The sequence below is a fragment of the Bacillus sp. FSL L8-0358 genome, from assembly GCF_038593095.1.
Classification (GTDB): Bacteria; Bacillota; Bacilli; order Bacillales; family Bacillaceae; genus Bacillus; species Bacillus subtilis.
The window spans coordinates 3,545,492-3,572,450 of the sequence record NZ_CP151962.1; the positions used below are offsets into that span (position 1 = coordinate 3,545,492).

Below are 26,959 nucleotides of genomic sequence, written 5' to 3' on the forward strand. Positions count from 1 at the left end.
ATGATTCATAAATCAAATAACGAACAAAGGAGGCATCTCGCCTCCTTTGACTCTAACAATCTTTTAATAGCTTGATAGAGTTGTTCCCGGATAGTAAAAACTTAAAATTGTTGTATAAGATTGTCCGGCAGCTGCTCTGGCATTGGCTCCGTACTGACTCATGCCTATGCCGTGTCCGTATCCTTTACCGCTAATGAGAAAGGCGTTTGTATTGCTTGAGACAGAAGCATATGTACTCTTCATATTGGAAGCGCCAAGCATCGTTCTCAGCTCTGTTGCAGGTACAGTAATTGTTGCTGTTTTTTCACTGAGGCTTCCATTTGACAGAATATAGCCATTTGATTTTTCTTTCACGAAATATGAGAATGTGACGCTTGCTGTTTCCGGCCGCTGACCGGCAGTTTTCTCCGTGCTGAATTTCACACTGGATATTTTCGTGATTTTGATAGACTCGGCATTGCTGTATTTATTTTTAATAAACCAGCTTTTCAAACCGCTCAAATATGATGAGTTTGTTTCATTTTTAGAGCTCCACCAAGAACCCGGGCTTTTCAGATTCAGACTACTCTTATCAAGCTGGGTTTTATTTAAAGACAGAGACCAGCTGATTTGCGGGTCGTACGTATCTTTTTTGGCGATTAAATAAGGAAGCTGGCTGCTCCACACCTCACCGCTCGCTTCTGTGTAGCCTCCGTTGCTTGAGGAATACGTAGCTGAAATCAAATTCCCACTGTATTTCAAAACTTTTCCTTTTGTAGCTTCGACCACTTCTGAAGTTTTTGAATTCCAGTCATATCCGCCATATACCTGAAAAGCGGTGGTGTCTTGTACTTCTTTTCCGGCCGAACTGATGGAATAAGTTCTCGCTGCGACAGCTTGGGCTTTAAGCGCTTCTTTCTGCCAGCTGGCCGGCATTTCATGAGGAACAACACCCTTTAAATAATCTTCAAAGGGGATATTCACATTGATTGGCCGAACATATTTGCCTGACTCTATTGTAAATTTCATGTTTCCGAGATATGGCGTTCCGTTCAGACTGATAGAATTTGTAGTTGCATATTTTTTAGGCTGTGCTGTAAAAGACGTTCCAAGCGTCTTGATTGCAGTACTGTTTTTATAAAGCACTAGGTTTCCGCCGGTTAACTTGACTGTATATCCAGTTCCTGCAAAAGTATCTGCCAGTTTGTTCTTTAGCGTATCACTGATGGAAATGCTTCCTCCAAGCAGCGCAAATGACTGAGTTCCTTTTGACGCTACTACATCAGCGACTGGTGACGGCAGGCTGCCTGATTCAACTAGCAGTAAAGGGCTTCCCTGCTTTGCTGCAAGCACAGATCCCGTTAATGCATCCGCGAATGTTTGGCCGTTTGACATAAATACCTTTGTTGCTTTCATATTTAATTCTTTAACGATATTGGCAGATACCTCATATCGGGAAACGCCGCCAATCCGTTTCACAGTTGCCTTCTTTTTTAATGCAGCTTCCACACCAGTGCTGACACTCAACGGACCGCCGACAATTGTAACCTTGCTTGGAATTTTGTAATCACTGCGGATGTTATTGTCTCCCGCAAGTAAAATCGGATAACCGTTCATTGCAGCATATGGAGCGATTGACAGGGCATCCGTAAAGACCATGCCTGTGGCCACTACTGCCTGGCTGTAATTCCCCATCCGATCGGCTATGTTTTTAGAAACCTCGTAACGGGTTGCTCCGCCAATCCGATCGATAGAACCATATTTTTTTAATGTATTTTCTACATTTTTAGAAACACTGATTGTCCCGCCAATGATGAGAATATTGTCAGGATTTAATTTTGCAATTTCGCTTTCTGTTTTTGGTGTTAGCGAATCTGCGTCTGTTAATAAAATCGGTGCATCGTACTTTTTGGCAAGCGGGGTAGCTGAGAGCGCATCGGCAAAAGCGTCCCGATTTACAATGACCACAGTCGTTGGATTTGTCCATCCGGCAGAGGCGACATTATTGGCAACATCAAAACGGGTTGCTCCTCCATATCGCTCCGTATCCGCAATTCTTGAGCCGGGAATTTCATATCCGCCTGTGATATCGACATCCAAACTTGATTTGCTGCCTACATAATTACTCAGCTTAACCGAAATGGTTTTATCAGCGGCTTTCGCAGTCTGCATAAACGCCGGGCATGCTACAGCCGCCGCAGTGACTGACGATAGAAGCAAGAGCTTCATTTTTTTCAAAACATGGAACCCCCTAAGAGTTTTTTATTACTTTGTCTCAAGATCCTTAAGCATTAAAGCGCCATTTGAATCTTTTGTATATTTGACAACAACTTTTTGCCCTTCTGAAATGCTGTTCATTTTGTCCTGAAGGTCTGAACCAACCTGAATCGACGTCTCTTTATCATCAATAGTGACTGCAATTGTATGGCTGTCCGCCAAACCGGCAAAAGTGCCTTCCTTCGTTACTGTCTCTTCTGCAGCCGCATCCTGGCTGTCTGAATTTGTTTCTGCTCCTGATGTGTTCTGAGCTGTGCCGCACGCAGACAAAAGAAGCAGCATTGAGAACATTAAAATAGCAATTTTTTTCATTCCTATATCACCTCTCCACTTTTTATCGACAATTTTAAGCTTATTTTAAGATTTCTTTCAAAACAACGAAAAATTTTTGCGGATTTTCTTAAAATACCGAAACATTTGTTACAAGGAGCCGTCTATTGTAAAGAATCAGACAAATTTTAGTTGTTTTCAAATATTAAGAAACTTATAATCGTACTAGATTACAAAAAAGCGAGGACTTTATTATGAGAGCTGAAAAAAGAAAGAAAAAAAGAAAGGCGTTACTTGTCATTTTAGCCATTGTGGCCGTATTTGTACTCGGAACAGGCGGCTATGCATACTACTTATGGCATAAAGCAGCTTCAACCGTGGCAAGTATTCATGAAAGCATTGATAAATCGAAAAAGAGGGATAAAGAAGTCAGTATCAATAAAAAAGATCCTTTTTCCGTCTTAATCATGGGTGTGGATGAACGCGACGGCGATAAGGGCCGTGCCGATACGCTCATTTATATGACCGTTAACCCAAAAACGAATACAACCGACATGGTCAGCATTCCGCGTGACACGTATACAAAAATTATCGGAAAAGGCACAATGGATAAAATCAACCATTCATACGCTTTCGGCGGCACGCAGATGACGGTAGACACTGTTGAGAACTTCCTCGATGTCCCGGTTGATTATTTTGTAAAAGTGAACATGGAAAGCTTTAGAGACGTTGTTGATACACTTGGCGGCATTACAGTTAACAGCACATTCGCGTTTAGTTATGACGGTTATTCGTTCGGCAAAGGAGAAATCACGCTGAATGGAAAAGAAGCGCTCGCTTATACCCGGATGAGAAAAGAAGATCCGAGAGGCGACTTCGGACGCCAGGACCGCCAGCGCCAAGTCATCCAAGGTATTATTAATAAAGGCGCTAATATTTCTTCTATCACGAAATTCGGAGATATGTTTAAAGTTGTTGAAGATAATGTGAAAACGAACTTGACCTTCGATAACATGTGGGATATCCAGTCCGATTACAAAGGTGCGCGGAAACATATTAAACAGCACGAACTAAAAGGTACAGGCACGAAAATCAATGGAATTTACTACTACCAAGCTGATGAAAGCGCCCTTTCCGATATTACAAAAGAGCTGAAGGAAAGCCTCGAAAAGTAAAACAAAAAGAAGCTTCGCACAATGTGCAAAGCTTCTTTTTTATTTGCCTGTAAATGAATCCGGTTGTTCTTTCCGATACCCGTAATGAAACAGCAATTCTTCCACAATCCGGCGGGAAGCCTCTCCATCTCCATACGGATTAGAAGCCTGGGACATTTTCTTGTACTCATCATGATCAGTTAACAGCTGTTTTGCCAGCTGATAAATGTTTTCCTCATCCGTCCCTGCAAGTTTCAGCGTTCCCGCTTCCACTCCTTCAGGCCGTTCCGTCGTATCACGCAGAACAAGCACCGGTTTCCCGAGAGATGGGGCTTCCTCCTGCACGCCGCCCGAATCTGTCAATATAAAATGCGATTTCGCTGCAAAGTTATGGAAATCAATCACCTCTAAAGGTTCAATCAGATGCACTCTGTCAGAATCACCAAAATGCTTCTGAGCCGCTTCCCGGACAACAGGATTCAGGTGCACAGGGTAAACGACTTGTACATCTTCAAATTCCCCTACAATTCTGCGGATGGCCTTGAACATATTTTCCATTGGCTCACCCAAATTTTCCCGGCGGTGAGCGGTCAAGAGAATCATTTTATCCTTACCCACCTGATCGAGAACAGGATGTGAGTAACCATCCCTAACCGTTGTGTTGAGTGCGTCAATCGCTGTATTGCCCGTTACAAAAATAGAGGCGGCCTTTTTGTTTTCTTTTAATAAATTGTCTTTCGCCTGGCCTGTCGGAGCAAAATGCAAATCAGCAATCGCCCCTGTCATCTGTCGATTGAGCTCTTCCGGAAACGGGGAATACTTATTCCCTGTACGGAGCCCCGCCTCCACATGACCGACAGCAATTTGATGGTAAAAAGCGGCTAGGCTTCCGGCAAACGTCGTCGTCGTATCACCATGGACAAGCACAATATCAGGTTTGATATCTTTAAACAGCTCATCCAATTTCACAAGTGCGTTGGACGTAATCTCTGCCAGTGTCTGGCGCTCCTTCATAATGTTCAAATCGAAGTCAGGCTTGATGTGAAACGCGTCTAACACCTGATCGAGCATCTGTCTGTGCTGTGCAGTGACCGTTACATAGGAATCTATTTCAGGATATTTTTTCAATTCAAGCACAAGCGGTGCCATCTTGATCGCTTCAGGCCTGGTCCCGAAAACGGTCATAACTTTTAGTTTTTTCATATTTGTCACCTGGTTTCTTTGTTTAACGGGCTGTTAGATAGAATTTCGATTGGTCCGATTGTATAAATAGATCTACTTTCTTCTTTATTTTAAAGCACCATAGCTTTTTTTCAATATTTTTACTGCAAAAGTACACACTGACATCCTTTTTCGGAACCAATGTGGTTTTATAAGAATTAATGGATAAAACAATATTGGTGTTTTGTAAATAAGCCGGAGCAAACTTTTGCTGAACGAGATTCCGATCAACCTGTATCACTGTCCCATCAGCTGAACTGATTTGATTTTTTATTGGTATTAAAAACTCTTGGTTATTGCATTCGAGCAATAATAAAGATTGCTTCGGAAAAAACAATTGGCTTCCAGGAAATACGAACGTTAAATGCTGGTCCGAATCATTATCTCTGAATTCGACTTTCAGAACTTCCTGCTTTCTGATATCCACCGACAAATTATCATAGGTTTTAGTAAAGTACGGCCGTGCGCTGAAAGCATATTCCCCGTTATTCCCAATATATTTAGCATGTTTTGAATAAGGATACGGTTCTCTGCTGCTGCCAATTCGGACGCGTTTTTTATAGCCGTCTATCCCCGATTCAATAAAGAAATCCCAAACACCAATATCTTCTTCATGAATAGCCAAATCAGTAAACTTCGTGAGAAATTCAAATTCTCCGTCCTTAGAATACACTGGGGAAATGATTTTTTCAGTTTTTCTATCACGGTGCACCCAAATGCCGTATAAAGTTTGCATAGCTTGATGCTCTGGTTGTAAAGCCGTGTGGGTAACCGACCCTCTTAATGTGAAGGTGTTGTCCTTCATTTGAAATTCGCTCACGTAATGACTGATTTTGTTTCTGTCATCAACAATCCGTTCATTCTCTGCCAAATGATATGAGATAAGGCTGGGATAGTTTGCTATGATATGACCATTTTTAACTGACGTATATTGTGCCATATTTTCTTTATCAGCTTCAAACTGCTTTAAGCCCTTTAGGTCATTATGGCGTACAAAGTGTAATTTTAACCGCGTATGAGAATGAACAAGTTTATCAATTTCCCGTGGTATATTTTGTTCAACAAAATGATGCAGCTCTGTCATCCATGTTTGCTGCTCCCGTTCGTCCTCGATTGTTACGGTAAAGTCCGTTGTTCTGGAAAAATCAAAATGACGATTCAAAAACTTCGCCATAAACTTCATTTTGCGATTATGTGAAAGACAGCTATTACGAATCATATCTATGATTACCTTCATTGCGCCATAGTAGCTTTGAGGCGCAACGTATGCAAACGTCATGTGCTCGCCGTCATGCTGTACAGCATAGTAATAATCATAATCGGCCAAGACAGAAATTTTGTCCGCTTCTAAATAAGCCTGCATGACAAATACCTGATCCTCTGTAGCCTGTATATTAGAGGGGAAATATATGTCATGCATTCTAAGCAGTGAAACTTTAAAAAGTTTTGTCGGTCCTATTGAGTAAACAAGCGGAGATTTTACAAGATCCGCCTCAGGTTTCGTTTCCTTAAAAATAGCTTGCGGGACCGATCTGCCGTTTACACCGACCATTTTCCCAAGCACAATATCTGAATCATGCTGTTTTGCAAATTGATACATTCTCTCGAACGCTTCGATTCCTACATAATCATCGGAATCAATAAAAAAAATGTATTCACCGTTCGCAGCACGTATCGCTTGGTTTCGCGGCTCCCCCGGCCCTCCCGAATTTTTTTCTCGTTCTATAACCGTTATATTAGAATACTGTTCACTGTACTTTTTTAATATTGAAACCGTGCCATCCTGTGAACAATCATCTACACAAATAATTTCGTACTCATTATTCGGCATGGTTTGTTGAACCAGACTATCCAGGCAGCGGGAGATAAAATGTGCTGAGTTGTATGTGGGTACTGCTGCAGTGATTTTCACCATGACACCTCTATCCTTATCCGCTTCTATTTCTTCACATAAAGCTCATATAATGAACAAAAATGGTGCAAAAACGTACTATTTCGTTATTTCAAATACTTCTTCCCATCTTTCAAATAATCGGGCTTCACTATATTCAGTATCCATTAAGTTCTTTGCATTTTTTCCGTATTGAATGGCTCTCTCAGGGTTGTCGTACAAATAAATGATACTTTCAGCAAGCATGTCAATATGATCAGGTTCTACAAGCATTCCCGTTTCGTGTTCTTTTATGAGCTCCCTCGGGCTGTATTTCACATCAAAACTGATAACAGGGGTTGCGCACGAAAACGATTCACAAATCGCGAGACTAAACCCCTCAAATTTTGATGTTAATAATGTGGCAAGCGCCTGCTGATAAAATGGAGCGGGATTTGCGACATACCCTTTTAAATGTACATTATCTAACTTAAGATCATCGATCAATTGCTGGTATTCCTCATAGCCGGGACCGCTGCCATATATATTCAGGACAATATCCGGCCGGGATTTTTTTACGATTCCCATTGCTTTTATGACCTTATCGATCCCTTTTTCCTCATGATATCTGGCCACCATGACAAACTCGTTTTTCTTTTTTTCATACGTTTGTAATTTTTCAAGCCTTCTTGGTGCATGAGGAATAACAAAAATATTATTGTTCGACTCAAAATCCTTCATGATATCTTCTTTTTGTTCATTCGTTAATACGATCAGCCCGTCATAATCCTTAATATGCTCCATCGCATATTGATGATTGTTTCGAACTTTGCTGCCTAACGTATAAGGATAATCTAAATGATTTGAGTGAACACAGTAAAATCGTTTTGCCAATCCTGCACGCATTTCATTTACTTTTGAAGCACTTCCGACTCCATCACAGATGATAATAGGGTCCTTTTCTTTCTCACATAACGTTTCAAGCCAATGTGTATGAAACTGGTGCTTGTTTTTGAAAAATACAGCTTCCTTTTCATCACGGCCAAACAGCATAACTCCTTGACTGGCTCCTGTTTTAAAATGGTACCATTCTGTTAAATAACAGAAACCGTCGGGTGCTGTGTAGTGAATTTGATTGATTTTTCCGCTTCTTGTATCGAAAATCACAGTTTTATTTACATAACCGCCATGAAAGAATTCTCGCTTTGTCATTTGCATATTTTCATTGAAATGATCTACATATAAAAGATTATCCGACTCATCCCATTTTTTCTTTTTTATATATAAGCCATTCTTGAAGTATTCCGTTTCTAATTTTTCCTCATTATGATACGCAGCGTATGGTTCTTCAAAGCGATTACGATTTTGATCATAGTAACTTTGTTGCACTTCCCCAACTTTCATATGCTTATGCTGATTTTTATAGTCATCATAAATATTGAGGATATTCACATCAGCATGCAGCCTTCCAGCGCTCTTCAGCACTTGCTCAATCTGATCATAATTGTCTTTATAATCAAGTGTAACCAAATCGATTTTATGGCCGCGCTCCGCAAATGTAAAAGATCTTGACATCATAGAGCTTGTAATGCCGCCTTTTTCAATGTCTATTTCATATATTAGTGAAAAGATCCTTCTCATCTTCAAGCTCCTTCTTCTGGTAAAACCTTGTCTGCTATTTTTTCACAAACAGCCGTTTCATTAATTTTCTCCGAAATCCTTCGGCAGTCTGAACACGCAAATAATTATTTTCTTTTTCTAAAGTAACTTGCCAGCCTGAAATACTTTGTTCTGATAATGGAATTTCCTTTGAATCGGTTATTCGCACACCTGATGCAAAGAAGCTATTATCCCACTCGGAACAGAGATACAATTCAATGGTGGACAACTGATCTAATACAGAGTGAATACGAAGTGTACCGCTTACGGTAAATATTAGTTCTTCCTCGCTGTTTACTTTTGCGTTAAACGTGCTTTCAGTGCCGCTCTTTTTATTTTTTAACTTCCAATACATTTTATGGCGGCCAACAGAATGGGGAGGAATGCAGCCTTTAAATTCAACCTTGGATGACAAATATAAATCGGATTTTGATTGCCATTCTGCCATTAACAGCTCAACATTCATATCCTTCAATTGATTATTAAATGGCACCTGATCTATTAGTTTGTCCACAAAACGCTTGCGGGTAAACGGCTCTTCAGAAACGTAATAAATATTTGTGCGAGGCCCCGTATTTTTAATTATGTCATGATATCTCTTCAAGGAAGGAACCACGAAAGCACCAAGGTGGCCTATTTCCTTTTCAGGGTTTTCCAACATCTCATTCGTCTCTATAAAACCTAGATACATGGAGGAATATTCAACTGAAAGAGTTTTTAATGTAGTATATAACTCAATTTCAGAAGTCATATATAAATAATCCGCTTCCTTTATCAAGCGGCTCAGAAAATAACGGGAAAGTTCATTTTCTGAATACAATACACTGACTATATTCTCTTTTTCGTCAAAAATGACAATTTTTTCAGTTGTTCCATCATTCTTATACCATTTTGTCATATAACAAGTGCCATCTGCCCTTAAATAAAGATGCTGCTTCGGTTTGTTAGTGTCCAGATCCATGTACATTAAGCTGTGTACATATCCAGACAAATCATATTCTTCCCTTTTAAATCTTTGCCTGCTTTCATTAAAGTAATCAATGACAGCAAGTTCTCCTGATGCTGTAAACCTTTGATATTTGATATAACGTCCATTATTGTAATAACGATAAATTGGCTTATTTGGTTCTTGAATATATGTTAAACCTTCTTGTTCAATCGGATGCTTGATTTTATCTTTCTGAGGTTCAGAACCTTTAAAGTAGCTGTACATATTAATAACAGCAGTATCTTTAAAAGAAGAAGGCCCATTGGGCTCATGATGTAAAGTGACAATTTCCATTGGATAATTCCAATCGATCGTATTGATACTAAACTTTTTTGCAGCATTCAGCTCTTGACAAACAAATGCTAATTTTGGAGTAGAAACCTTAATCGTCATCATCTATTTATTACCTTTCGAATAAATTCGTACAGTCACATTTTCAGAACTACATTATATCACTTTTGCTGAGCAGGCTCTAGAGATGAAGAAGCTGTTATATTTCTTGAAATACCGAATCAGGTGAAACTGTTTTATCTATCAATTAATGATATTTTTGTGTATTTCCTCGACCCCAAAGTCACTGAATTGACTCTTGTTTAATATTGGTTTTTCTTATATGATTAAATGTGTTTAACAGAATGAAAATAGGGTATTGATGAGAAAAGAAACTCAAACATTTTAAATACTCAGCATTCAAAAGAGTGACCCTAAATCTGTTCTTAAGGAAGGTGCTTTGAAATTGAAAAAAGTACGTAAAGCCATAATCCCTGCCGCAGGTCTCGGAACGAGATTCTTGCCGGCTACAAAAGCAATGCCGAAAGAAATGCTTCCTATCGTTGATAAACCTACCATTCAATACATAATTGAAGAAGCTGTTGAAGCCGGTATTGAAGATATTATTATCGTAACAGGAAAAAGCAAGCGTGCGATTGAGGATCATTTTGATTACTCTCCTGAGCTTGAAAGAAACCTAGAAGAAAAAGGAAAAACTGAGCTACTTGAAAAAGTGAAAAAGGCTTCTAACCTGGCTGACATTCACTATATCCGCCAAAAAGAACCTAAAGGTCTCGGACATGCTGTCTGGTGCGCGCGCAACTTTATCGGCGATGAGCCGTTTGCGGTACTGCTTGGAGACGATATTGTTCAGGCTGAAACACCAGGGTTGCGCCAATTAATGGATGAATATGAAAAAACACTTTCTTCTATTATCGGTGTTCAGCAGGTGCCTGAAGAAGAAACACACCGCTACGGCATTATTGACCCGCTGACAAGTGAAGGCCGCCGTTATCAGGTGAAAAACTTCGTTGAAAAACCGCCTAAAGGCACAGCACCTTCTAATCTTGCCATCTTAGGCCGTTACGTATTCACGCCTGAGATCTTCATGTATTTAGAAGAGCAGCAGGTTGGCGCCGGCGGAGAAATTCAGCTCACAGACGCCATTCAAAAACTGAATGAAATTCAAAGAGTGTTTGCTTACGATTTTGAAGGCAAGCGTTATGATGTTGGTGAAAAGCTCGGCTTTATCACAACAACTCTAGAATTTGCGATGCAGGATAAAGAGCTTCGCGATCAGCTCGTTCCATTTATGGAAGGTTTACTAAACAAAGAAGAAATCTAAACAAAAAGGCTATTGGACATTCATCCAATAGCCTTTTTTATTTCAACATCAAAGTCAGTGTATGCTCTTCATTATCAACGGCGAAGACCTGATCAGCTGTATTCACAAGAAAACGCTTCTTGCTGCTGTCATACAATACATCGCTATCACTTAAGGATAGTGACGCCGGGTTGATAGGAGAAATGTTATGAAAAATAAGCTCTGTTGCTTTATCATTCTCCAGCACATAGCTGATTTTTTCATAATCAAAATCTAACGTTTTTCTGCCGTCAGCTGTATCCCCTTCAGTATATCCATTCAACTTGGATTGAATGCTGGTTCTGCTGTCCCCCAGGAATTTCAGAAAGTATTCATAGGAAGATGCTGCGTTTTGCGAGACATAAGACGTAAATGCAGCGGCATTCAATTCAGCATGTTTCATGTTAGTTGCAACAGCGCTCTTTTTCACAAAATAATACTGTCCGTTAAAATTAATTTTCGCTGCTTGTTTGCCTTTTGCAGCTACCGTCACTTTTGTACCGAATGGCAGTGTAACGTCAGCCTTCTGTTTCAAACCCTGATCCTTATAAGCAGCCACTTTTTCATTTGCTATAAACCCTTGCTTATTGACTGCGGTTAAGCGTTCCTCTGACTTGCCCTTTGCATCGCCATGATGATTCTTCACTTCATTTTGCGGAATAGCCCCAAACGAAGCAATTGTACGAAGCGGAGCATTAAAGAACATCGTTCCTGCCATGAATACAGTCAGGATAGACAAAATAGCAATTTGAACCGCATTAGCCAATGATTTCGGCTTTTTCTTCTTTTGGCGGAAACGGGCAAACGCTTCAGGATCTTCTTTCTTCCGCTCTTCTGTCTGCTCTTTTTTATATGTCTCTTTTTCTTTTTTCGACAGCTTATTAAACCAGTCAATAAACGCTTTATACTCTTTGACAACCGTTTTTGTTTCATCAAACATACGAAGCTCGCCGTAGTGCATCCAAGCGACGCGGTCACACATCTTTTCAATCTGACCGATTGAGTGGCTGACAAAGAAAATCGTTTTTCCTTGCTTTTTAAACTCATTTATTCTGTCTACACACTTCTGATAAAACGTTTGGTCCCCTACAGAAAGCGCTTCGTCAATAATTAAAATGTCAGGGTCAATATGCACGGAAATCGCAAAACCGAGACGCGATTTCATCCCGCTGGAATAGTTTTTAACCGGCTGATTAATAAAATCGCCAATCTCGGCAAATTCAACGATGCTGTCATACATATCATCAATTTCTTTATTGGTTAACCCCATCATCAAACACTTGAGCCGGACATTGTCCCGGCCCGTTAATTGGTTATTTAAACCGGCAGCAATCGCAATCAGCGACGGCTGGCCGTTCATTTCAATTTCACCGCTGGTCGGCGGAATAATTTTAGCCAGCAGGTTAGACATGGTTGATTTCCCTGATCCATTTATCCCTACAAAGCCGATTGTCTCTCCCTCATACACGTCAAAGGAGACATTCCGCACAGCAAAAAAACCATTATCCTTAGCCGGAAAAAACAATCCTTTTATCTTGTCCGATTGTTTTTTATACAAATGATATTGCTTTGAAACATTTCGAAACGAAACTTTTAGTTTCATCGTACAATCTCCTTACGTATTAAAGAAAGTCAACAAACTTGTCTCTGAATTTCATATGCAGAATAGAACCCACTAACAATAAAAGGAATGTGAACAGCCAGAAATACAGCGTGTACTTCATGTCTTGGAAAAACCATTTTCCGTCTAAGAAGCTGTTCCTAAATCCTTCTATCAGATAAAAAATCGGATTCAGCTTAAGCACAGGCAGAAGATTCGGGTGATTTTTCCCGAGCTGCTCTGAGATATTCCAAAAAATCGGAAGTAAAAAGAACAATAATCTGGTTACGGCCTGCAGCAGAAATTGATAATCTCTGACAAGCACACTGATTGTAGAGTTAAACAAACTAAATGAAAACATAAACACAATCATGCAGATTAAATAGTAAATATATTGTATCCAATGCAAGCTAGGGTAAACACCGCTTGCTAAAAGGACAATGACATAAACACCCATCATTACAAAATAACTAAATAAATTTGAAGCAATCACGACAGAAGGCAGTGAACTGATCGGAAAATTCATTTTCGCCACCATATTGATCCGTTTAAATACACTGTTTGATCCATCCAGAATCGTCGGGCTAATAAAAAACCACGGGATCAAACCAGCCAGCATCCAAACAATAAAAGGCACTTCTCCAATACCTGTTATGACTGGCTTGCTGTTACGAATCCCCATACCAAATACAAACCAATACGCCAGCATTTGAATGAGAGGATTGAGAAACTGCCATAATACACCAAGATAATTCATCTGATACTGAGACTTTGTCTCATATGAAGCTAAGCGCAAAATTAAAGGAAACGATGTCACTTGCTCTTTTACGATTCTTACTAATGCATTCATTGTTTATCTTCCTTAGACTTAAATGATTTTTTGGATCTTTCGGTTAAAGAAATTTGAAAGCACCGGTGAATATTGTAACAGATGTTGAGGTTTTTTTCACTTTTAAAAAGTAAAGAGAAGTCCCGCAGAACTTCTCTTTACTTTAAAGTGTCAGTATAGGGCAAATTAAACTCACTTAGCAACTTTATTATTATCTAATTCCAAAATAGCTTTATAAATACGATTCCTATTATTTTTATCAGTATATGCAAAAAAGTTATCTACTCTTTTTCTATACTTATCTTCCATACGACTATTGTTTTTCATATAATAGATAACTTTATCAACTAAGTTATTATGATCTTCTATTACATCACCAAACCCCATTTTTTTATAATCATAATAATCAAGTTTAAAATGGTATGACTTTTCGTATTGATAATAAATAACAGGTTTTTTCTCATATGCAAAATCAAACGCAACAGATGAAAAATCAGTAATCATTATATTAGAAGAATTAAATAGCATTTGATAGCTGCTGTTATAGTCGGCAAACTCCACATACTCATGCTTTTCAAAGTCCTCAATCTGTTGCTGAATGTCTGGATGTGGGAAAAAAGTTATTTTATAATTGTTGTTCTTAGCAAATTCGATTAGCCGCTCATCATTAATCAAAGCATTATACCTAGCAAAGTATTCACTATCTTTGAATTTGGGGTTGTACGGTCTTACTCCTTTTGCCTGATCTTTCGGTAGTACAATATCTTTTCTCCAAGTCGGCATTATTAAAAGCTGCTTTTCTCCTTCACTCTTCGTAAGATTATCGTACCTCGGAAATCCCCCCAACAAGATATTTTCCTTTTTATAATTGTAACTCCCTTTCACAATTGACCGATATTCAGGTTTGGCAGAAGTGACTAATAATTTGATATTCTTACTATATTTATTTAACCATTCAGAATGATCTGCCATTGTTATTCCATGCTGCAAAAAGACAAACTGAAAATTAAATAAATCTCTAAAATAAATCTCCATATTGAAAAATGGATTTACAACCCATATATCTGCATGTGTCGATATTACTTTGGAAGAGGATAAGGTTAAAATTTTATGTCTAAAAGATCTGTATGGTATAACCTTTCCATATTTTTTAATCCTGTCGTAATCCTTGCTATCTTTTTTTATTATAAAGTATTTTTTTGCCCCATCATTCTGGTTGATTGCATATTTAAAGAGGTGCTCGGCATTATCATCAGCTTTGTCTTGTCTGTCTATGAATAACCATACTGGTTTTCTATTAAAAATAGTGAAAACATGGTGTGCTATTCTTGCCACAAGTGCCTTCTTAATCGCTGATTTTCTTTTTTTTGATTTTCCCCCTGATTTATGAAGGGATTTTAAGAAACGAAACTCTTTTATAAATCTATTTTTAACATTGTTTTTTTCGAACATTAATCTTTTATAATTATAATAAAAGATATAATCCTTTTTAGCTGCATAAGCGTTAAATAGGTCATTTGACAAACCTGAATACTTAAAGAACCGAAGCTTTGCCATTTTTCTTTTTTTACCTTTTGCTATAAAAAATTCAATATGGTGATTGCCAGCAAGATAGCTTTTGGGAATATCTATAGAAAAACCAGGATATTTTTTTATTACCTCTCCTAAACTTATATAATCGTTATGACTTCTTTTTATTTTCTTAGCTTTTATTTTTGTTTCTCCAATTTTAGCATAAAAATTAAAGCCTTTAGAATTAAAAAGAGAGCTCCAAAATCCTTCAATATGAATAGAATCCTCATTTTCTTCTAAAATCTCAATAGTTAAAGTTTGATTCGATAACTTCGAAACAATTTTATCTTCTCTGAATAAATAATAATCTTGTTCAGTTTCTTTTTCATATACATACTTACTATAATTTTCACCGTGTTTTATTTTTAAAGCATGATATAGATAGAAATGGCTGACACTTTTTGTATTAATAATGACATCGTCGTCAATATACGATAACACTTCTCGTATCAATGTTAAAAATTCGCGGTATTCATTTTCGTCTAAAGGTGTTTCACTAATATCCTTAATCAATAATTTCCACTTCAAGTCATGCATAACCATGTATTGAAGAAACAAAGGTATTTTCTGTTCATTATTTTTGGTGATATCGATTAAATTCTTGGAGAAAGTGATAAGTGAATGGTTAAACCAATTCTTATTTGCTTTAGCAGTCTGCATGGCAGACGATCCATCTTCTCTAACTCTATAATGATATTTTGCCTCCTTAACAAGACCATACTTTTTCTTTTGCGATATAATTAAATTAACTAGCTTAGCATCTTCACCTATTTTACAATTTTCATCAAACCTGATATTTTTCAAGGCATCATTTTTTATAAATGTAGAACAGCAATGAGTTAATATATGATGTGGTTCTTTTTCCACATCCAATATTCTCGTTGAAGAAAACTTATTATTTAGATTATGTTCTCCAGTTCTTCCTTCCTCAAAAAATATTGGGATTGCTACAATATCAATTTCATTCTTATGTTGGTTAAAGAAGTTTAAAACATTTTCGAATGTTTCTTCTGAAACTAAATCATCCGGATCCAAAAATTGAATATATCTGCCTTCAGCATACTTTAAACCATAATTTCGGGCACTGCTCACTCCGCCATTCTGTTTCTTTACATATACAATATTTTTTGGATATTTTTGAGCATATTCTTTACAAATCATTTCACTTTTATCGGGGCTTTCATCATTCACAAGTATTAACTGAATATTCTCAAAACCAACCGTCTGGTTAATAACGCTTTCTATAGCATCAGTTAGATATAACTCAACATTATAAATCGGCATTATAACACTGAAATCATAGTTAAAACTCTTTTCGTTCATAAAAGATTACTCCTAACAAAATGTTTATATGAATAAGAATCCGGGTAAATAAAAGTAAAAACAATGAGAGTGCTAAATTTTTGAAAAAACATGATTAATTTAGTAAAATGTATGAAAAGGATTCCTTACTTGTTTTTTAAAGTCTTTGTAAGAAAACTTTTAAAAATGTTTACATGGTTAAGTTCTAAAGCATCATTTGGTGTTTTTAGGACAAAGTCAAATGCAAGGGCCCAAATCGGTATTTCTACAACAAAACCAGCATATCTAAAATCTCTTAATTTATATCCCCATACTTCAATTGTTTTTTTCAGTTCTTTTCGTTTACATACTTTTAATCTATTAAAATATTTTATATATAATCTGTCATTTTCTTTCATCTCATAATACTGGTTAATAAAGTGCCCTGTTAATTCAAGTCTAAACCCTTTTATTTTTGTCGAAGTAACAGTACATGAACTATGCAGTACTCTTTCTTTTTTTATATCTTCTAGAGCTTCTGTATTTTCTTTTAATAAGTGAAACATAAATTCTTTATAGTACATCGGCATATCTTGTTCTTTTATAAATTGCGGATCAATAAATTTTAAAACTTTAATAAAATCATCAACAAAAACTTTTTGTTCTTGTTGATCTAAAACAGACTTATAAACATCTCTATAGTTCGGATATAAAAACAGTTTCATATGATATACAATTAAAAATTGCAGATAAGGCAAAACTATATCATATTTTTTTATTGAATCCATCAACAAAGTCATGTAACATTCATTCAACAAATATGTGTACCTTTTTTTGTTAAACCACGAACGATCAACTAATGAGTTCTGTTCTTTCCGTTTTCTATAAAAATACTTTCCTTCTGCAACTGCTCCGTATCTTTTTTCTTTCAGTAATAACTGATTAAAAAAGATAGCGTCTTCCCAAAACTTTATAGATTCATCAAACAGGACGGTACGATTTAGTGTATGTCTTCTGTAAAAAGTGCCGCCAATATAAAAGTGAATAGCTTTATAATCGTTGAGAATATTTATAACTCTTGTTCCTTTTTCAAATCTATTATTTAATTTATGTTCGCCTTTTTTTTCACCTGTGTAATAAACAGGTAATACCGCGATATTTACATCTTCGGAATCACAAAAAAAATCATAAACACTTTGCAGTGCATTATGAGACAATGCATCGTCAGAATCAAGAAAACCAATAAATTTAGATTTTTCGCTTACATTTGATAATCCACAATTTCTTGCAGCAGAAGGTCCAGAGTTTTCAATTTTCATGATTTTAATATTATTAGGATATAGATTTTTAAAGGACTCACAAATTTGAGGACTGCTGTCAACACTACCATCATCTATTAATATCAGTTCTATATTTTCCTGAAATCCTATTGACTGGTTAATGACACTCTCTATTGAGTACCTTAAATAATTCTCAGAATTATATATTGGCATAATTATAGAAAACATGTTTGTACCTCTTTATTTAGAAGTTAAAGGATCGTTTCAATTACTCTTTTAGAAGCCTTGCCATCTTCTAAATTACAAAATTCATTATAAAAATCCTCATAGTTATGATCTATATAAGGATTATGTAACAACTCTATTACCGTATCTATAAGTTCTTCACTTGTTTGAACCAAGTTTCCTGGCGTTTTTTGCTGAAAATTAAAGTAGAAACCTCTGATAGAGTCTCGATAAGCCGGGAGATCATACACAAAAAATACGATGGGTTTTTTTAAATTCATATAATCAAAAAAGACAGAAGAATAATCCGTAATCAATAAATCACTAATTAAATATAAATCTCGAATATCTTTATATAAGGAAACATCTTTCACAAAATCTTTATATTTCCCTAAATTAAATTGTTCTGAAACTAGATAATGCATTCTTAAAAGAATAACCACAGAGTCCCCAAGCTTCCTCTTCATTTCCTCTAAATCAAATTGAAGTTTAAATTTATACTGGCCAACTTTCTTAAACTCATTGTCTCTCCAAGTTGGTGCATATAAAATTATTTTTTTATCTTCGCTAATTTCTAACTCTTGTTTTACCCTATTTATTAAAGATTCTTTATTTGGTGAATATAGAATGTCATTTCGCGGATAACCTGTTTCTAAAATTTGTTTTTTAAATTGAAACGCTCGTTTAAAAATTTCAGTCGAGTAAGCATTAGGAGAAATTAAATAATCCCATTTGCTAGCTTCCTGCAGAAAATTCTGTTTATATTTTTCGGTTGTGGTTCCGGGCATATGCACTTCATCCATATCATTAGCAAGTTTTTTTAGCGGAGTGCCGTGCCACGTCTGTACATACAATGTGTTTTTTGGTTTTGGAATCCATAAAGGGAGCCGGCTGTTTGTAATCCAATATTTCGCTGTAGCCATGTACCAAATCCACTTAAAAGAAAACCTTTTTATATATGCTGCATCTACGCCGTCTAATGCCGACAAATATCGTTTATCAATGCTCCATATCATTTTATAATCATATTGATCTTTATTTTCCTGTAAATATTCATAGATTGCTCGGGGATTGCAGCTAAACTGTTTTCCTGAGTAGCTTTCAAATAAAATTAATTTATTGTTTCTTGGCAGAAGAGCAAAAATCTTAAAAAGAACTGAATAGACCCTGACTAATAAACTTCTGCATTTTTGTAAAATAAAAGATTTCATAATGAACTCCTTAAAGAGTAAAAAATTTATATTTGCGCAAACAAGAAAAAAAGAAGCAACTGAATTACTTCAAGCCTCTTTAAGTTAGTGCTTCTATAAACTAGCCATGTCTTCTTTGATTTGGGTAGTTGAAATGCCTTCTGTTCTCGGAAGGTAAATGACCTCACAATATTCCTTTAAGAAGTCAAATTTCCCTTTCCAATCATCGCCGATCACAAATGTATCTATATTGTACTTTTGAATATCTGAAATTTTTTGTTCCCAGTTTTTTTCGGGAATCACTTCATCCACAAAATCAATTGTTTCTAAAATGAATTTTCGATGTTCATAGGAATGATGCGATTTTTTTTGTTTTTGAAGATTAAATTCATCTGTAGATAATCCTACGATTAAGTAATCACCCAGATTTTTTGCTCTTTGCAGCAGCTTCATGTGTCCATAATGAAATAAATCAAATGTTCCGTACGTTATCACTTTCTTCATCAGATAACATCACCTTCCAACCGTTTTCAACTGAGAGTACCAGAAAAAAACCAAAAACCTTAACAGATTGTTTATAATTTCGACACATTTTTTACGTACCATTAATATTGAACAATAATAGCATAAGTTCCTATAAAAGTTAAGGCTCTTTAAAAATGTCAATCACCAGCATTTTTTGGTATCATCGTTGTATTGATGTATAATTTTTACAGGTCTAATGTCTCATCCATACCCATTATAACAAGTTTTCTTTTTCGAAAAAATCGAATCTTTTGTCGCGTTTTTAAGTGAAACGATTTTCTTTCTGCTGCGTCATTTATTTTGTACGCCCTCCTCATATTAATTCATCGTCAAAACGTGAAGGAATTGTAATGTGAATGTTAAAAGTTCCTAAAGATTTTTGTGGTAAGATAGAGTAAAATGTTTTCAGACAAAGAGTCTTTAATCAAACTATACGAATGACACGTGTTTTTTATAGACATATAGATGAAAAGGAGGGTTGATACGATGCAAACGAAACCCATTAATCAATTAGATTTTGTAGACGGTGAACTGACTTCATTTGTATCACATTTAGAAACGTCATTTTTGGACCAGAATAAAGGTGCGTTCATCGTAACAGCGAATCCTGAAATCGGATTTGAAGCGATTCAAAATCCGCGTTATGAAGCGGTTCTTTCATCTGCTGATTTTATTTTGCCGGATGGCATTGGTGTAGTGTTGGTTTCCAAGCTAATTGGTAAGCCGCTTCAATCCAGAATCGCCGGTTATGATTTGTTTACGTCTTTGCTTGAGAAGGCTGATCAAAAGAAAAAACGGGTTTTCTTTTACGGTGCAGCTAAACATGTGATTGCTCAGACAATCGAGCGAGTCAAACGTGATTATCCTGGGATTGAAATTGCCGGATATTCTGACGGTTATGTGAAGAATCAACGTGAGGTGGCAGACAAGATTGCAGCCTCAAATCCTGACATGGTATTTGTTGCTTTAGGTTATCCTAATCAGGAGTTCTTTATCCATAAATACCGACATCTATTCCCTCAGGCTGTTTCTGTAGGGCTGGGCGGAAGCTTTGATGTGTTCAGCGGCAATGTCAAAAGAGCGCCCTCATTTTTTATCCGTTTTCACCTTGAATGGATGTACAGGCTGATCACAAACCCTGCGCGCTGGAGAAGAATGCTTAGCATTCCTAAGTATGTTACAGCCGTGCTGAAACATGAACGAACTTCAGCAAAGCCGCAATATACAGGACAGGTCAAAGATCAATCACGCCATCTGTAATGGGCCTTAAAGGAGCTATGGTATGTAATGAAATGCATGAACCTTTCGCTGTGCCTGCCGACAATCCGCGGCAGCCGTTTTGAGCTGATGACAGATTGAAATCCTGGTTTGCGTTTTTTTACTATTTGTTCATCAAAGTCATCGGCGCATTGCTGTTTTGGGTCAAACCGGGAAGTCAAGTGACCCTTCTTGTTTCCTTTCCTGATAATGCCCGGGCAATATTAAAGGAATATCAGATGGGACACTACTCATTTCCCATTCATGTACTTCTGACCCAGCATGCCAAATCGCTGGAAACAGAATTTCCTGAGCTTACTGTTTCAGTTATTAACGAAAAACACCCGCTTCATATATATAAAGCGGTCTTTTCTATGCTGAGCAGTAAAGCTGTGATTGTTGATAACTATTTTGTTTTGACAACCGTTTTGACCTGCAGACCTGATATCGAGTGTATCCAAGTTTGGCATGCGAATGGAGCGTTTAAACGATTTGGGTTAAAGGATATCAACACACAGAATCGTTCGCGGGCTGACGTGAGACGCTTTCGCAAAGTGTATGCTTCATTTGACCGGATTGTCGTCGGTTCTGAACATATGGCTGACATATTCAAGGAATTCTTCGATATAAAAGGTGATAAATTTCTTCGGTTTGGCGTGCCTTTAACCGATGCTTACTATGAGGTGAAGGAAAACAGCAATGACCTTAAAAGCAAATATCACCTGCCGGCAGAGAAAAAAATCATCCTGTACGCGCCAACCTTTAGGGATCATCAGTTTGAAAGCTTTTCGCTGCCGTTTTCAGAAAAACAGCTGCAGCATGATTTAAAAGGAGAATATTTACTTGCAGTAAAACTTCATCCTGTTATGAAGCAATCTGCTGAATTACCTGGGGATAGTGCGTGGATAAAAGACGTATCAGATCTCCCGCTTGCAGACCTTTTAAAAATGAGTGATCTGTTAATATCAGATTATTCTTCTGTCCCTTTTGAATTTGCTTTGCTGGACAAACCCATTTTGTTTTATACGTATGATATGGAGGCTTACAACAGAACCCGCGGTTTAATCCGCCATTATACAGAGGTAATCCCCGGGGTTCCTTGCCGTGATTCAGGAATGCTCTTGGACCAGCTGAAAGATATGAACAGGCTTCAAACTGAAGTGGAGCGCTTTTCACGTGAATGGAATCTGTACTCGAGAGGGAATGCCAGCAAGCTGCTTTTAAGCTATGTAAATGAGAAATCAAACTGATCTTTATATATAATAGAGATCGGTATTGCAAATAATATGAAAACCTTTTATAAAACATTATGAGTTGTAGTAAGGAAGGAGTCATTTTATGATTTATGCTGAGATTCTAGCCGGTGGAAAAGGTTCCCGCATGGGGAACGTCAATATGCCAAAACAGTTTTTGCCGTTAAATAAACGCCCAATTATCATTCATACGGTTGAAAAGTTTTTATTAAATGACCGTTTCGATAAGATTTTAATCGTCTCCCCTAAAGAGTGGATTAACCATACAAAAGACATTTTAAAGAAATTTATCGGGCAGGATGATCGCCTGATTGTCGTTGAAGGCGGCAGCGACCGTAATGAATCTATTATGAGCGGCATCCGCTATATTGAAAAAGAATTCGGTATTCAGGATGATGACGTGATCATCACTCACGATTCTGTGCGTCCGTTTCTCACTCATCGCATTATCGATGAAAACATTGATGCTGTTCTTCAATACGGCGCGGTTGATACTGTTATCTCAGCCATTGATACAATTATTGCTTCAGAAGACCAGGAATTTATTTCTGATATCCCTGTCCGCGATAACATGTATCAGGGGCAAACACCGCAAAGCTTCCGGATCAGCAAATTGGTCGAGCTTTATAATCAACTGTCCGATGAGCAAAAAGCTGTCCTTACTGACGCTTGCAAGATCTGCTCGTTAGCAGGTGAAAAAGTGAAGCTGGTCCGCGGTGAAGTCTTTAACATTAAAGTAACGACACCATATGACTTAAAAGTGGCTAATGCCATTTTACAGGAGCGAATTTCACAATGATTAATCAAACATATCGTTTAGTTTCTGCCCGACAATTTGAAGTGACATATAAAGATAAAGTTGTCCATTCAGATAAGGTCGTCGTCCGTCCTACCCATTTATCCATCTGTGCTGCAGACCAGCGTTATTATACTGGCTCACGCGGCAAAGAAGCGATGGACAAAAAACTGCCGATGGCTCTGATCCATGAAGGGATCGGAAAAGTCATGTTTGATCCGACAGGCACATTTAAAGTCGGAACCCGGGTTGTTATGGTGCCAAATACACCGGTTGAAGAGCATGAAGTCATCGCGGAGAATTACCTGCGGTCCAGCAGATTCCGTTCAAGCGGTTATGATGGATTTATGCAGGATTATATGTTCATGGCGCCTGATCGGCTTGTTGAGCTTCCAGACAGCATTAATCCGCATGTCGCAGCCTTCACTGAGCTTATTACAATTGCAGTTCACGCGCTTTCCCGCTTTGAGCGCATGGCGCATAAGAAGCGTGACACATTCGGTGTCTGGGGGGACGGAAATCTCGGATTTATCATGACGCTTCTACTGAAGAAAAAATATCCAGACAGCAAGGTGTTTATTTTCGGAAAAACACCTTACAAGCTTGATCATTTTTCTTTTGTTGATGCAGCTTATCAAATTAACGACATTCCTGAAGATGTCAGAATTGATCATGCCTTTGAATGCGTGGGCGGACGCGGCAGTGAAAGCGCAATTGAGCAAATCATTGCCCATGTCCATCCTGAAGCGTGTGTAGCGCTCTTAGGCGTGTCTGAATACCCTGTTGAAATTGAAACAAGAATGGTGCTTGAAAAAGGGATTACGCTGATCGGCAGCAGCCGCAGCGGACGCGAGGATTTTGCCCGTACTGTAGACTTTTTAGCTCAATACCCTGAAGTCGTTGATTATTTAGAAACATTAGTTGGCGGACGCTTCCCGGTACGCAGTATTGAGGAAATTACAAACGCGTTTGAAGCAGATTTGACTTCATCTTGGGGAAAAACTGTTATTGAATGGGAAATTTAAACAGTGAAAACATTCCTTACACGAATTGTAAAAGGAGTATTCGGCACTGCTTATAAACTATTGAGCGCTTTATTACCAGTACAGCACAACAAAATTGTCATAGCTTCCTATCGTGAGGATCATTTAAGTGATAATTTTAAAGGTGTCTATGAAAAGCTGAAGCAAGATCCGTCTCTTCGCATCACCCTGCTGTTCCGCAAGATGGATAAAGGGCTGATCGGACGAGCTGCATATTTGCTTCATCTTTTCAGCTCGTTATATCACCTTGCAACATGCCGCGTGCTTTTGTTGGATGATTATTATTTTCCTTTGTATGTTGTGCCAAAACGAAAGGAAACTGTTGCCATCCAGCTTTGGCATGCTTGCGGCGCGTTTAAAAAATTTGGCTACAGCATTGTGAACAAGCCGTTCGGCCCTTCTTCTGATTATTTGAAGATTGTTCCCGTGCATTCAAACTATGATTATGCCATTGTCAGTGCACCCGCTGCCGTTCCGCATTTCGCCGAAGCCTTTCAAATGGAGCAAAAGCAGATTTTGCCGCTCGGCATTCCAAGAACGGATTATTTTTATCATAAGGAACATATTCGCACTGTACTGGATGAGTTTCATCGGGTTTATCCTGAACTGAAGCATAAAAAAAAGCTTTTGTATGCTCCTACTTTTCGAGGCAGCGGACATCATCAAGAGGGTGACGCTATACCGCTTGATCTGCTACAATTAAAATCGGCGCTAAACCATAAAGATTATGTCGTGATCCTCCATCTTCATCCGTATATGCGCAAACATGCGCACACGGAAGAGGATGATTTTGTGCTGGATTTAACTGATTCGTACTCTTTGTACGATTTGATGGCAATCTCTGATGGGCTGATAACCGATTATTCTTCAGTTATTTTCGAGTACAGCCTGCTGAAACGTCCGATGTATTTTTACTGCCCGGATTTAGAAGACTACTTGGAAGAACGTGATTTCTACTACCCGTTTGAATCGTTTGTACCCGGGCCGATTTCTAAAGACGTTGCATCGCTTGTATACGATATCGAGAGTGATCACGAGGCTGATACGAAACGTATTGAAGATTTTTCACAGGCATTTATCACCCATCAGGACGGCAAATCTTCAGAGCGGGTGGCCGATTTTATTTCATCATTTTTAACATCTGGTGCCGATTAGGAGAAAGTGAGGTACAAAGTGAAGCTGGCAAGAAAGATCAAGAACAGACTTTTCAGATCAAAAAAGAAAACGCAAAAAGAAAATGCAGCTGTCATTGTCCATCCAGCTGATAACAGGGTTTTTTCTCTTTTTGATAAAACGAAGCGAATTGAAGAAAACCAGCAAGTCCCTGTCAGAAAGATTTCTGAGTTTTCTTGGAATGGGTCAATTTTAAAAATTGCGGGTTATATGTATATCAAGGGCCTGCCGCTTCAAAAAGAGGATCAGGTTCGAAAACGTTTATTATTGGTGAACAACGGTGTTTTATTTACAGCTGTTTCACTGCGGGATGTTCCGGTAGATAAGCTGTCGATTGATACTTCAAATGTGCCTGGAGCCTATAAGTGGGCAGGATTTTCACAGCAGATTAACTTTTCTAAGCTGATGAATGACAAGCCTCTTCCGCAGGGCGAGTATAAGCTGTTTCTCGAGATTGAAGCTGTAGATGACCAAAATGTAAAACATCAGGAAGTGCATACAGTCGGAAATGTCAGTAATTTCCTCTCTAATGATGTGTATGCCACAAAAATGGAATTTCATTCTGCTAAAAAGCTGATGAAGTTCAATTTGATCGTTAATTATGATGAGGGCGAAAAGACGATTAATTTGTCTTGCAACAAACTGCAGGAAATTGATCCGAGCCTTTTGGAGCTGGATACTGGAAAAGAGGCAAACCGCTTTTTGCGCAAGCTGAATACAAGCTTATTCCATTTTGCTTATGATGTATTCCGCCTGCTTCCAATTAAGTCTAATAAAATTGTCTTTGCTTCTGACAGCCGGCTTGATATGACAGGAAACTTCGAATTTGTTTATGAAGAGCTGCTGAAACGTGAAGAAAATTTTGATTTCAAATTTTTCTTAAAGAGCAGCATTCGAGATAGAAAAAGCCTGTCTGAACTGATGTCTATGGCTTATCATTTTGCGACAAGCAAAATCATTTTTATAGATGATTTTTATCCGATTATTTATCCGTTAAAAATCCGTAAAAATGCGGACCTTGTCCAGCTGTGGCATGCTGTCGGCGCCTTTAAGACATTCGGCTACAGCCGAATCGGTCTGCCGGGAGGACCGTCACCGCATTCGAAAAACCATAGAAACTACACGAAGGTTATTGTCAGCTCTGAAAATATACGGAAGCACTACGCAGAGGGCTTTGGGGTAGACATTGAGAACGTCATTGCTACGGGCGTACCGCGAACAGACTTTTTCTTTGATGAAGCGAAGAAGGCATTTGTAAAAGAACGCCTTTATACAGAATATCCGTTTCTGAAGGACAAAAAGGTCATTCTTTTTGCTCCAACCTTCCGCGGAAACGGTCAGCAATCAGCTCATTATCCTTTTGAAGTGCTTGATTTTGACCGTCTGTACCGTGAGTTAAAGGATGAATATATCTTCTTATTCAAAATTCATCCATTCGTACGAAACGATGCCAATATTCCTTATCAGTACAGCGATTTCTTTTATGATTTCTCTTCGTTCAGGGAAATTAACGAGCTATTGCTCGTAACAGATATTCTGATAACGGATTACTCTTCTGTTTGCTTTGAGTATGCTTTATTAAATAAACCAATGATCTTCTTCAGCTATGATGTAGATGATTATATTCGCAAACGTGATTTCTATTACGATTACTTTGACTTTATTCCTGGCCCTCTTGCGAAAACGTCTGAGCAAATGATTTCGATCATTAAAGAAGAGAAGTATAACTTTGAGCAAATTGATTCATTTGTTCATTATTTCTTCGATGATCTTGATGGAAAAGCAAGTGAGCGAGTCGTCGATCAAATTGTTTTCCCTCAGGAAGAAGAGCCATCCGAGGATAAAGTTCTTAAAAGATAAATCAAAAACACCTTTTGCAGCCGC

General features: G+C 37.9%; 20 protein-coding genes. 8 read left to right on the forward strand and 12 right to left on the reverse strand.

All coding sequences use genetic code 11. The annotated features are described in order from the left end of the window. Nucleotides 1–63: 63 nt before the first annotated feature. Together NYE49_RS18240 and NYE49_RS18245 are read right to left on the reverse strand one after the other, a co-directional pair. Nucleotides 64–2,217, reverse strand: coding sequence for a SpoIID/LytB domain-containing protein (locus NYE49_RS18240; protein WP_047183281.1), 2,154 nt, complete (start codon nucleotides 2,215–2,217; stop codon nucleotides 64–66). 27 nt (nucleotides 2,218–2,244) lie between these two features. Further along, complete coding sequence (locus NYE49_RS18245) at nucleotides 2,245–2,568, reverse strand: hypothetical protein (RefSeq protein ID WP_038427952.1); 324 nt, start codon at nucleotides 2,566–2,568, stop codon at nucleotides 2,245–2,247. A 212-nt stretch (nucleotides 2,569–2,780) separates the two neighbouring features. Between NYE49_RS18245 and lytR the strand changes: the two genes are divergently transcribed. Next, nucleotides 2,781–3,701 carry a transcription antiterminator LytR gene (lytR, locus tag NYE49_RS18250; RefSeq protein ID WP_015251104.1) on the forward strand — a complete coding sequence of 307 codons (921 nt, stop codon included), beginning with the start codon at nucleotides 2,781–2,783 and terminating at the stop codon, nucleotides 3,699–3,701. A 39-nt stretch (nucleotides 3,702–3,740) separates the two neighbouring features. Here the strand turns inward: lytR and wecB are convergent, their stop codons facing one another. From wecB to NYE49_RS18270, 4 genes are all read right to left on the reverse strand, one after another. Beyond that, nucleotides 3,741–4,883, reverse strand: a complete 1,143-nt coding sequence (gene wecB, locus NYE49_RS18255; protein WP_047183282.1) for a UDP-N-acetylglucosamine 2-epimerase (non-hydrolyzing) — start codon at nucleotides 4,881–4,883, stop codon at nucleotides 3,741–3,743. Nucleotides 4,884–4,905: 22 nt separating this feature from the next. Beyond that, nucleotides 4,906–6,816, reverse strand: a complete 1,911-nt coding sequence (locus NYE49_RS18260) for a glycosyltransferase (protein WP_047183283.1) — start codon at nucleotides 6,814–6,816, stop codon at nucleotides 4,906–4,908. Nucleotides 6,817–6,891: 75 nt separating this feature from the next. Further along, on the reverse strand, nucleotides 6,892–8,412 hold the full coding sequence (locus NYE49_RS18265) for a glycosyltransferase (RefSeq protein ID WP_015384800.1): 1,521 nt from the start codon (nucleotides 8,410–8,412) through the stop codon (nucleotides 6,892–6,894). Nucleotides 8,413–8,446: 34 nt separating this feature from the next. Beyond that, nucleotides 8,447–9,814, reverse strand: a complete 1,368-nt coding sequence (locus NYE49_RS18270; RefSeq protein WP_047183284.1) for an alpha-glucosyltransferase N-terminal domain-containing protein — start codon at nucleotides 9,812–9,814, stop codon at nucleotides 8,447–8,449. Nucleotides 9,815–10,154: 340 nt separating this feature from the next. Between NYE49_RS18270 and galU the strand changes: the two genes are divergently transcribed. Further along, complete coding sequence (gene galU / locus NYE49_RS18275) at nucleotides 10,155–11,033, forward strand: UTP--glucose-1-phosphate uridylyltransferase GalU (RefSeq protein ID WP_003227944.1); 879 nt, start codon at nucleotides 10,155–10,157, stop codon at nucleotides 11,031–11,033. A gap of 37 nt (nucleotides 11,034–11,070) precedes the next feature. Here the strand turns inward: galU and tagH are convergent, their stop codons facing one another. The 6 genes from tagH to tagD all read right to left on the reverse strand — a co-directional run bounded on the left by tagH (nucleotide 11,071) and on the right by tagD (nucleotide 19,532). Continuing rightward, nucleotides 11,071–12,654, reverse strand: coding sequence for a teichoic acids export ABC transporter ATP-binding subunit TagH (gene tagH / locus NYE49_RS18280; protein WP_047183285.1), 1,584 nt, complete (start codon nucleotides 12,652–12,654; stop codon nucleotides 11,071–11,073). Nucleotides 12,655–12,673: 19 nt separating this feature from the next. Beyond that, nucleotides 12,674–13,501, reverse strand: a complete 828-nt coding sequence (gene tagG / locus NYE49_RS18285; RefSeq protein WP_014665585.1) for a teichoic acids export ABC transporter permease subunit TagG — start codon at nucleotides 13,499–13,501, stop codon at nucleotides 12,674–12,676. Between the two features lie 171 nt (nucleotides 13,502–13,672). Then, nucleotides 13,673–16,375, reverse strand: coding sequence for a CDP-glycerol glycerophosphotransferase family protein (locus tag NYE49_RS18290; RefSeq protein ID WP_047183286.1), 2,703 nt, complete (start codon nucleotides 16,373–16,375; stop codon nucleotides 13,673–13,675). Between the two features lie 125 nt (nucleotides 16,376–16,500). Continuing rightward, nucleotides 16,501–17,841 carry a glycosyltransferase family 2 protein gene (locus tag NYE49_RS18295; RefSeq protein ID WP_047183287.1) on the reverse strand — a complete coding sequence of 447 codons (1,341 nt, stop codon included), beginning with the start codon at nucleotides 17,839–17,841 and terminating at the stop codon, nucleotides 16,501–16,503. Between the two features lie 23 nt (nucleotides 17,842–17,864). After that, entirely contained in the window at nucleotides 17,865–19,049 is a 1,185-nt protein-coding gene (locus NYE49_RS18300) for a CDP-glycerol glycerophosphotransferase family protein (RefSeq protein ID WP_038829882.1), read from the reverse strand. Nucleotides 19,050–19,142: 93 nt separating this feature from the next. Next, a complete protein-coding gene (gene tagD / locus NYE49_RS18305; RefSeq protein WP_047183288.1) occupies nucleotides 19,143–19,532 on the reverse strand; it encodes a glycerol-3-phosphate cytidylyltransferase in 390 nt (129 codons plus the stop codon). Nucleotides 19,533–20,039: 507 nt separating this feature from the next. Between tagD and NYE49_RS18310 the strand changes: the two genes are divergently transcribed. From NYE49_RS18310 to NYE49_RS18335, 6 genes are all read left to right on the forward strand, one after another. Continuing rightward, complete coding sequence (locus NYE49_RS18310) at nucleotides 20,040–20,813, forward strand: WecB/TagA/CpsF family glycosyltransferase (RefSeq protein WP_015483778.1); 774 nt, start codon at nucleotides 20,040–20,042, stop codon at nucleotides 20,811–20,813. Between the two features lie 95 nt (nucleotides 20,814–20,908). After that, nucleotides 20,909–22,060 carry a CDP-glycerol--glycerophosphate glycerophosphotransferase gene (locus NYE49_RS18315; RefSeq protein ID WP_047183289.1) on the forward strand — a complete coding sequence of 384 codons (1,152 nt, stop codon included), beginning with the start codon at nucleotides 20,909–20,911 and terminating at the stop codon, nucleotides 22,058–22,060. Nucleotides 22,061–22,148: 88 nt separating this feature from the next. Continuing rightward, nucleotides 22,149–22,862, forward strand: coding sequence for a 2-C-methyl-D-erythritol 4-phosphate cytidylyltransferase (locus NYE49_RS18320; RefSeq protein WP_015384812.1), 714 nt, complete (start codon nucleotides 22,149–22,151; stop codon nucleotides 22,860–22,862). Continuing rightward, nucleotides 22,859–23,884: a ribitol-5-phosphate dehydrogenase gene (locus tag NYE49_RS18325; protein WP_003235523.1), complete on the forward strand. Its 1,026-nt coding sequence runs from the start codon at nucleotides 22,859–22,861 to the stop codon at nucleotides 23,882–23,884. Before NYE49_RS18320 ends, NYE49_RS18325 begins: the two co-directional genes overlap by 4 nt. A 3-nt stretch (nucleotides 23,885–23,887) precedes the next feature. Further along, nucleotides 23,888–25,057 (forward strand): CDP-glycerol glycerophosphotransferase family protein, encoded by a 1,170-nt coding sequence (locus NYE49_RS18330; protein ID WP_015384813.1) that lies wholly within the window; start codon nucleotides 23,888–23,890, stop codon nucleotides 25,055–25,057. Between the two features lie 18 nt (nucleotides 25,058–25,075). Next, complete coding sequence (locus NYE49_RS18335) at nucleotides 25,076–26,935, forward strand: CDP-glycerol glycerophosphotransferase family protein (protein WP_015384814.1); 1,860 nt, start codon at nucleotides 25,076–25,078, stop codon at nucleotides 26,933–26,935. The last annotated feature ends 24 nt before the right edge of the window (nucleotides 26,936–26,959 follow it).

Coding starts and splice junctions, on each gene's coding strand:
- NYE49_RS18265 (WP_015384800.1), bottom strand. CDS start 8,412: ATGAGAAGGATCTTTTCACTAATATATGAAATAGACATTGAAAAAGGC.
- NYE49_RS18325 (WP_003235523.1), top strand. CDS start 22,859: ATGATTAATCAAACATATCGTTTAGTTTCTGCCCGACAATTTGAAGTG.
- NYE49_RS18310 (WP_015483778.1), top strand. CDS start 20,040: ATGCAAACGAAACCCATTAATCAATTAGATTTTGTAGACGGTGAACTG.
- tagG (WP_014665585.1), bottom strand. CDS start 13,501: ATGAATGCATTAGTAAGAATCGTAAAAGAGCAAGTGACATCGTTTCCT.
- NYE49_RS18290 (WP_047183286.1), bottom strand. CDS start 16,375: ATGAACGAAAAGAGTTTTAACTATGATTTCAGTGTTATAATGCCGATT.
- NYE49_RS18260 (WP_047183283.1), bottom strand. CDS start 6,816: ATGGTGAAAATCACTGCAGCAGTACCCACATACAACTCAGCACATTTT.
- NYE49_RS18300 (WP_038829882.1), bottom strand. CDS start 19,049: ATGAAATCTTTTATTTTACAAAAATGCAGAAGTTTATTAGTCAGGGTC.
- NYE49_RS18245 (WP_038427952.1), bottom strand. CDS start 2,568: ATGAAAAAAATTGCTATTTTAATGTTCTCAATGCTGCTTCTTTTGTCT.
- NYE49_RS18320 (WP_015384812.1), top strand. CDS start 22,149: ATGATTTATGCTGAGATTCTAGCCGGTGGAAAAGGTTCCCGCATGGGG.
- tagH (WP_047183285.1), bottom strand. CDS start 12,654: ATGAAACTAAAAGTTTCGTTTCGAAATGTTTCAAAGCAATATCATTTG.
- tagD (WP_047183288.1), bottom strand. CDS start 19,532: ATGAAGAAAGTGATAACGTACGGAACATTTGATTTATTTCATTATGGA.
- NYE49_RS18270 (WP_047183284.1), bottom strand. CDS start 9,814: ATGATGACGATTAAGGTTTCTACTCCAAAATTAGCATTTGTTTGTCAA.
- wecB (WP_047183282.1), bottom strand. CDS start 4,883: ATGAAAAAACTAAAAGTTATGACCGTTTTCGGGACCAGGCCTGAAGCG.
- lytR (WP_015251104.1), top strand. CDS start 2,781: ATGAGAGCTGAAAAAAGAAAGAAAAAAAGAAAGGCGTTACTTGTCATT.
- NYE49_RS18295 (WP_047183287.1), bottom strand. CDS start 17,841: ATGTTTTCTATAATTATGCCAATATATAATTCTGAGAATTATTTAAGG.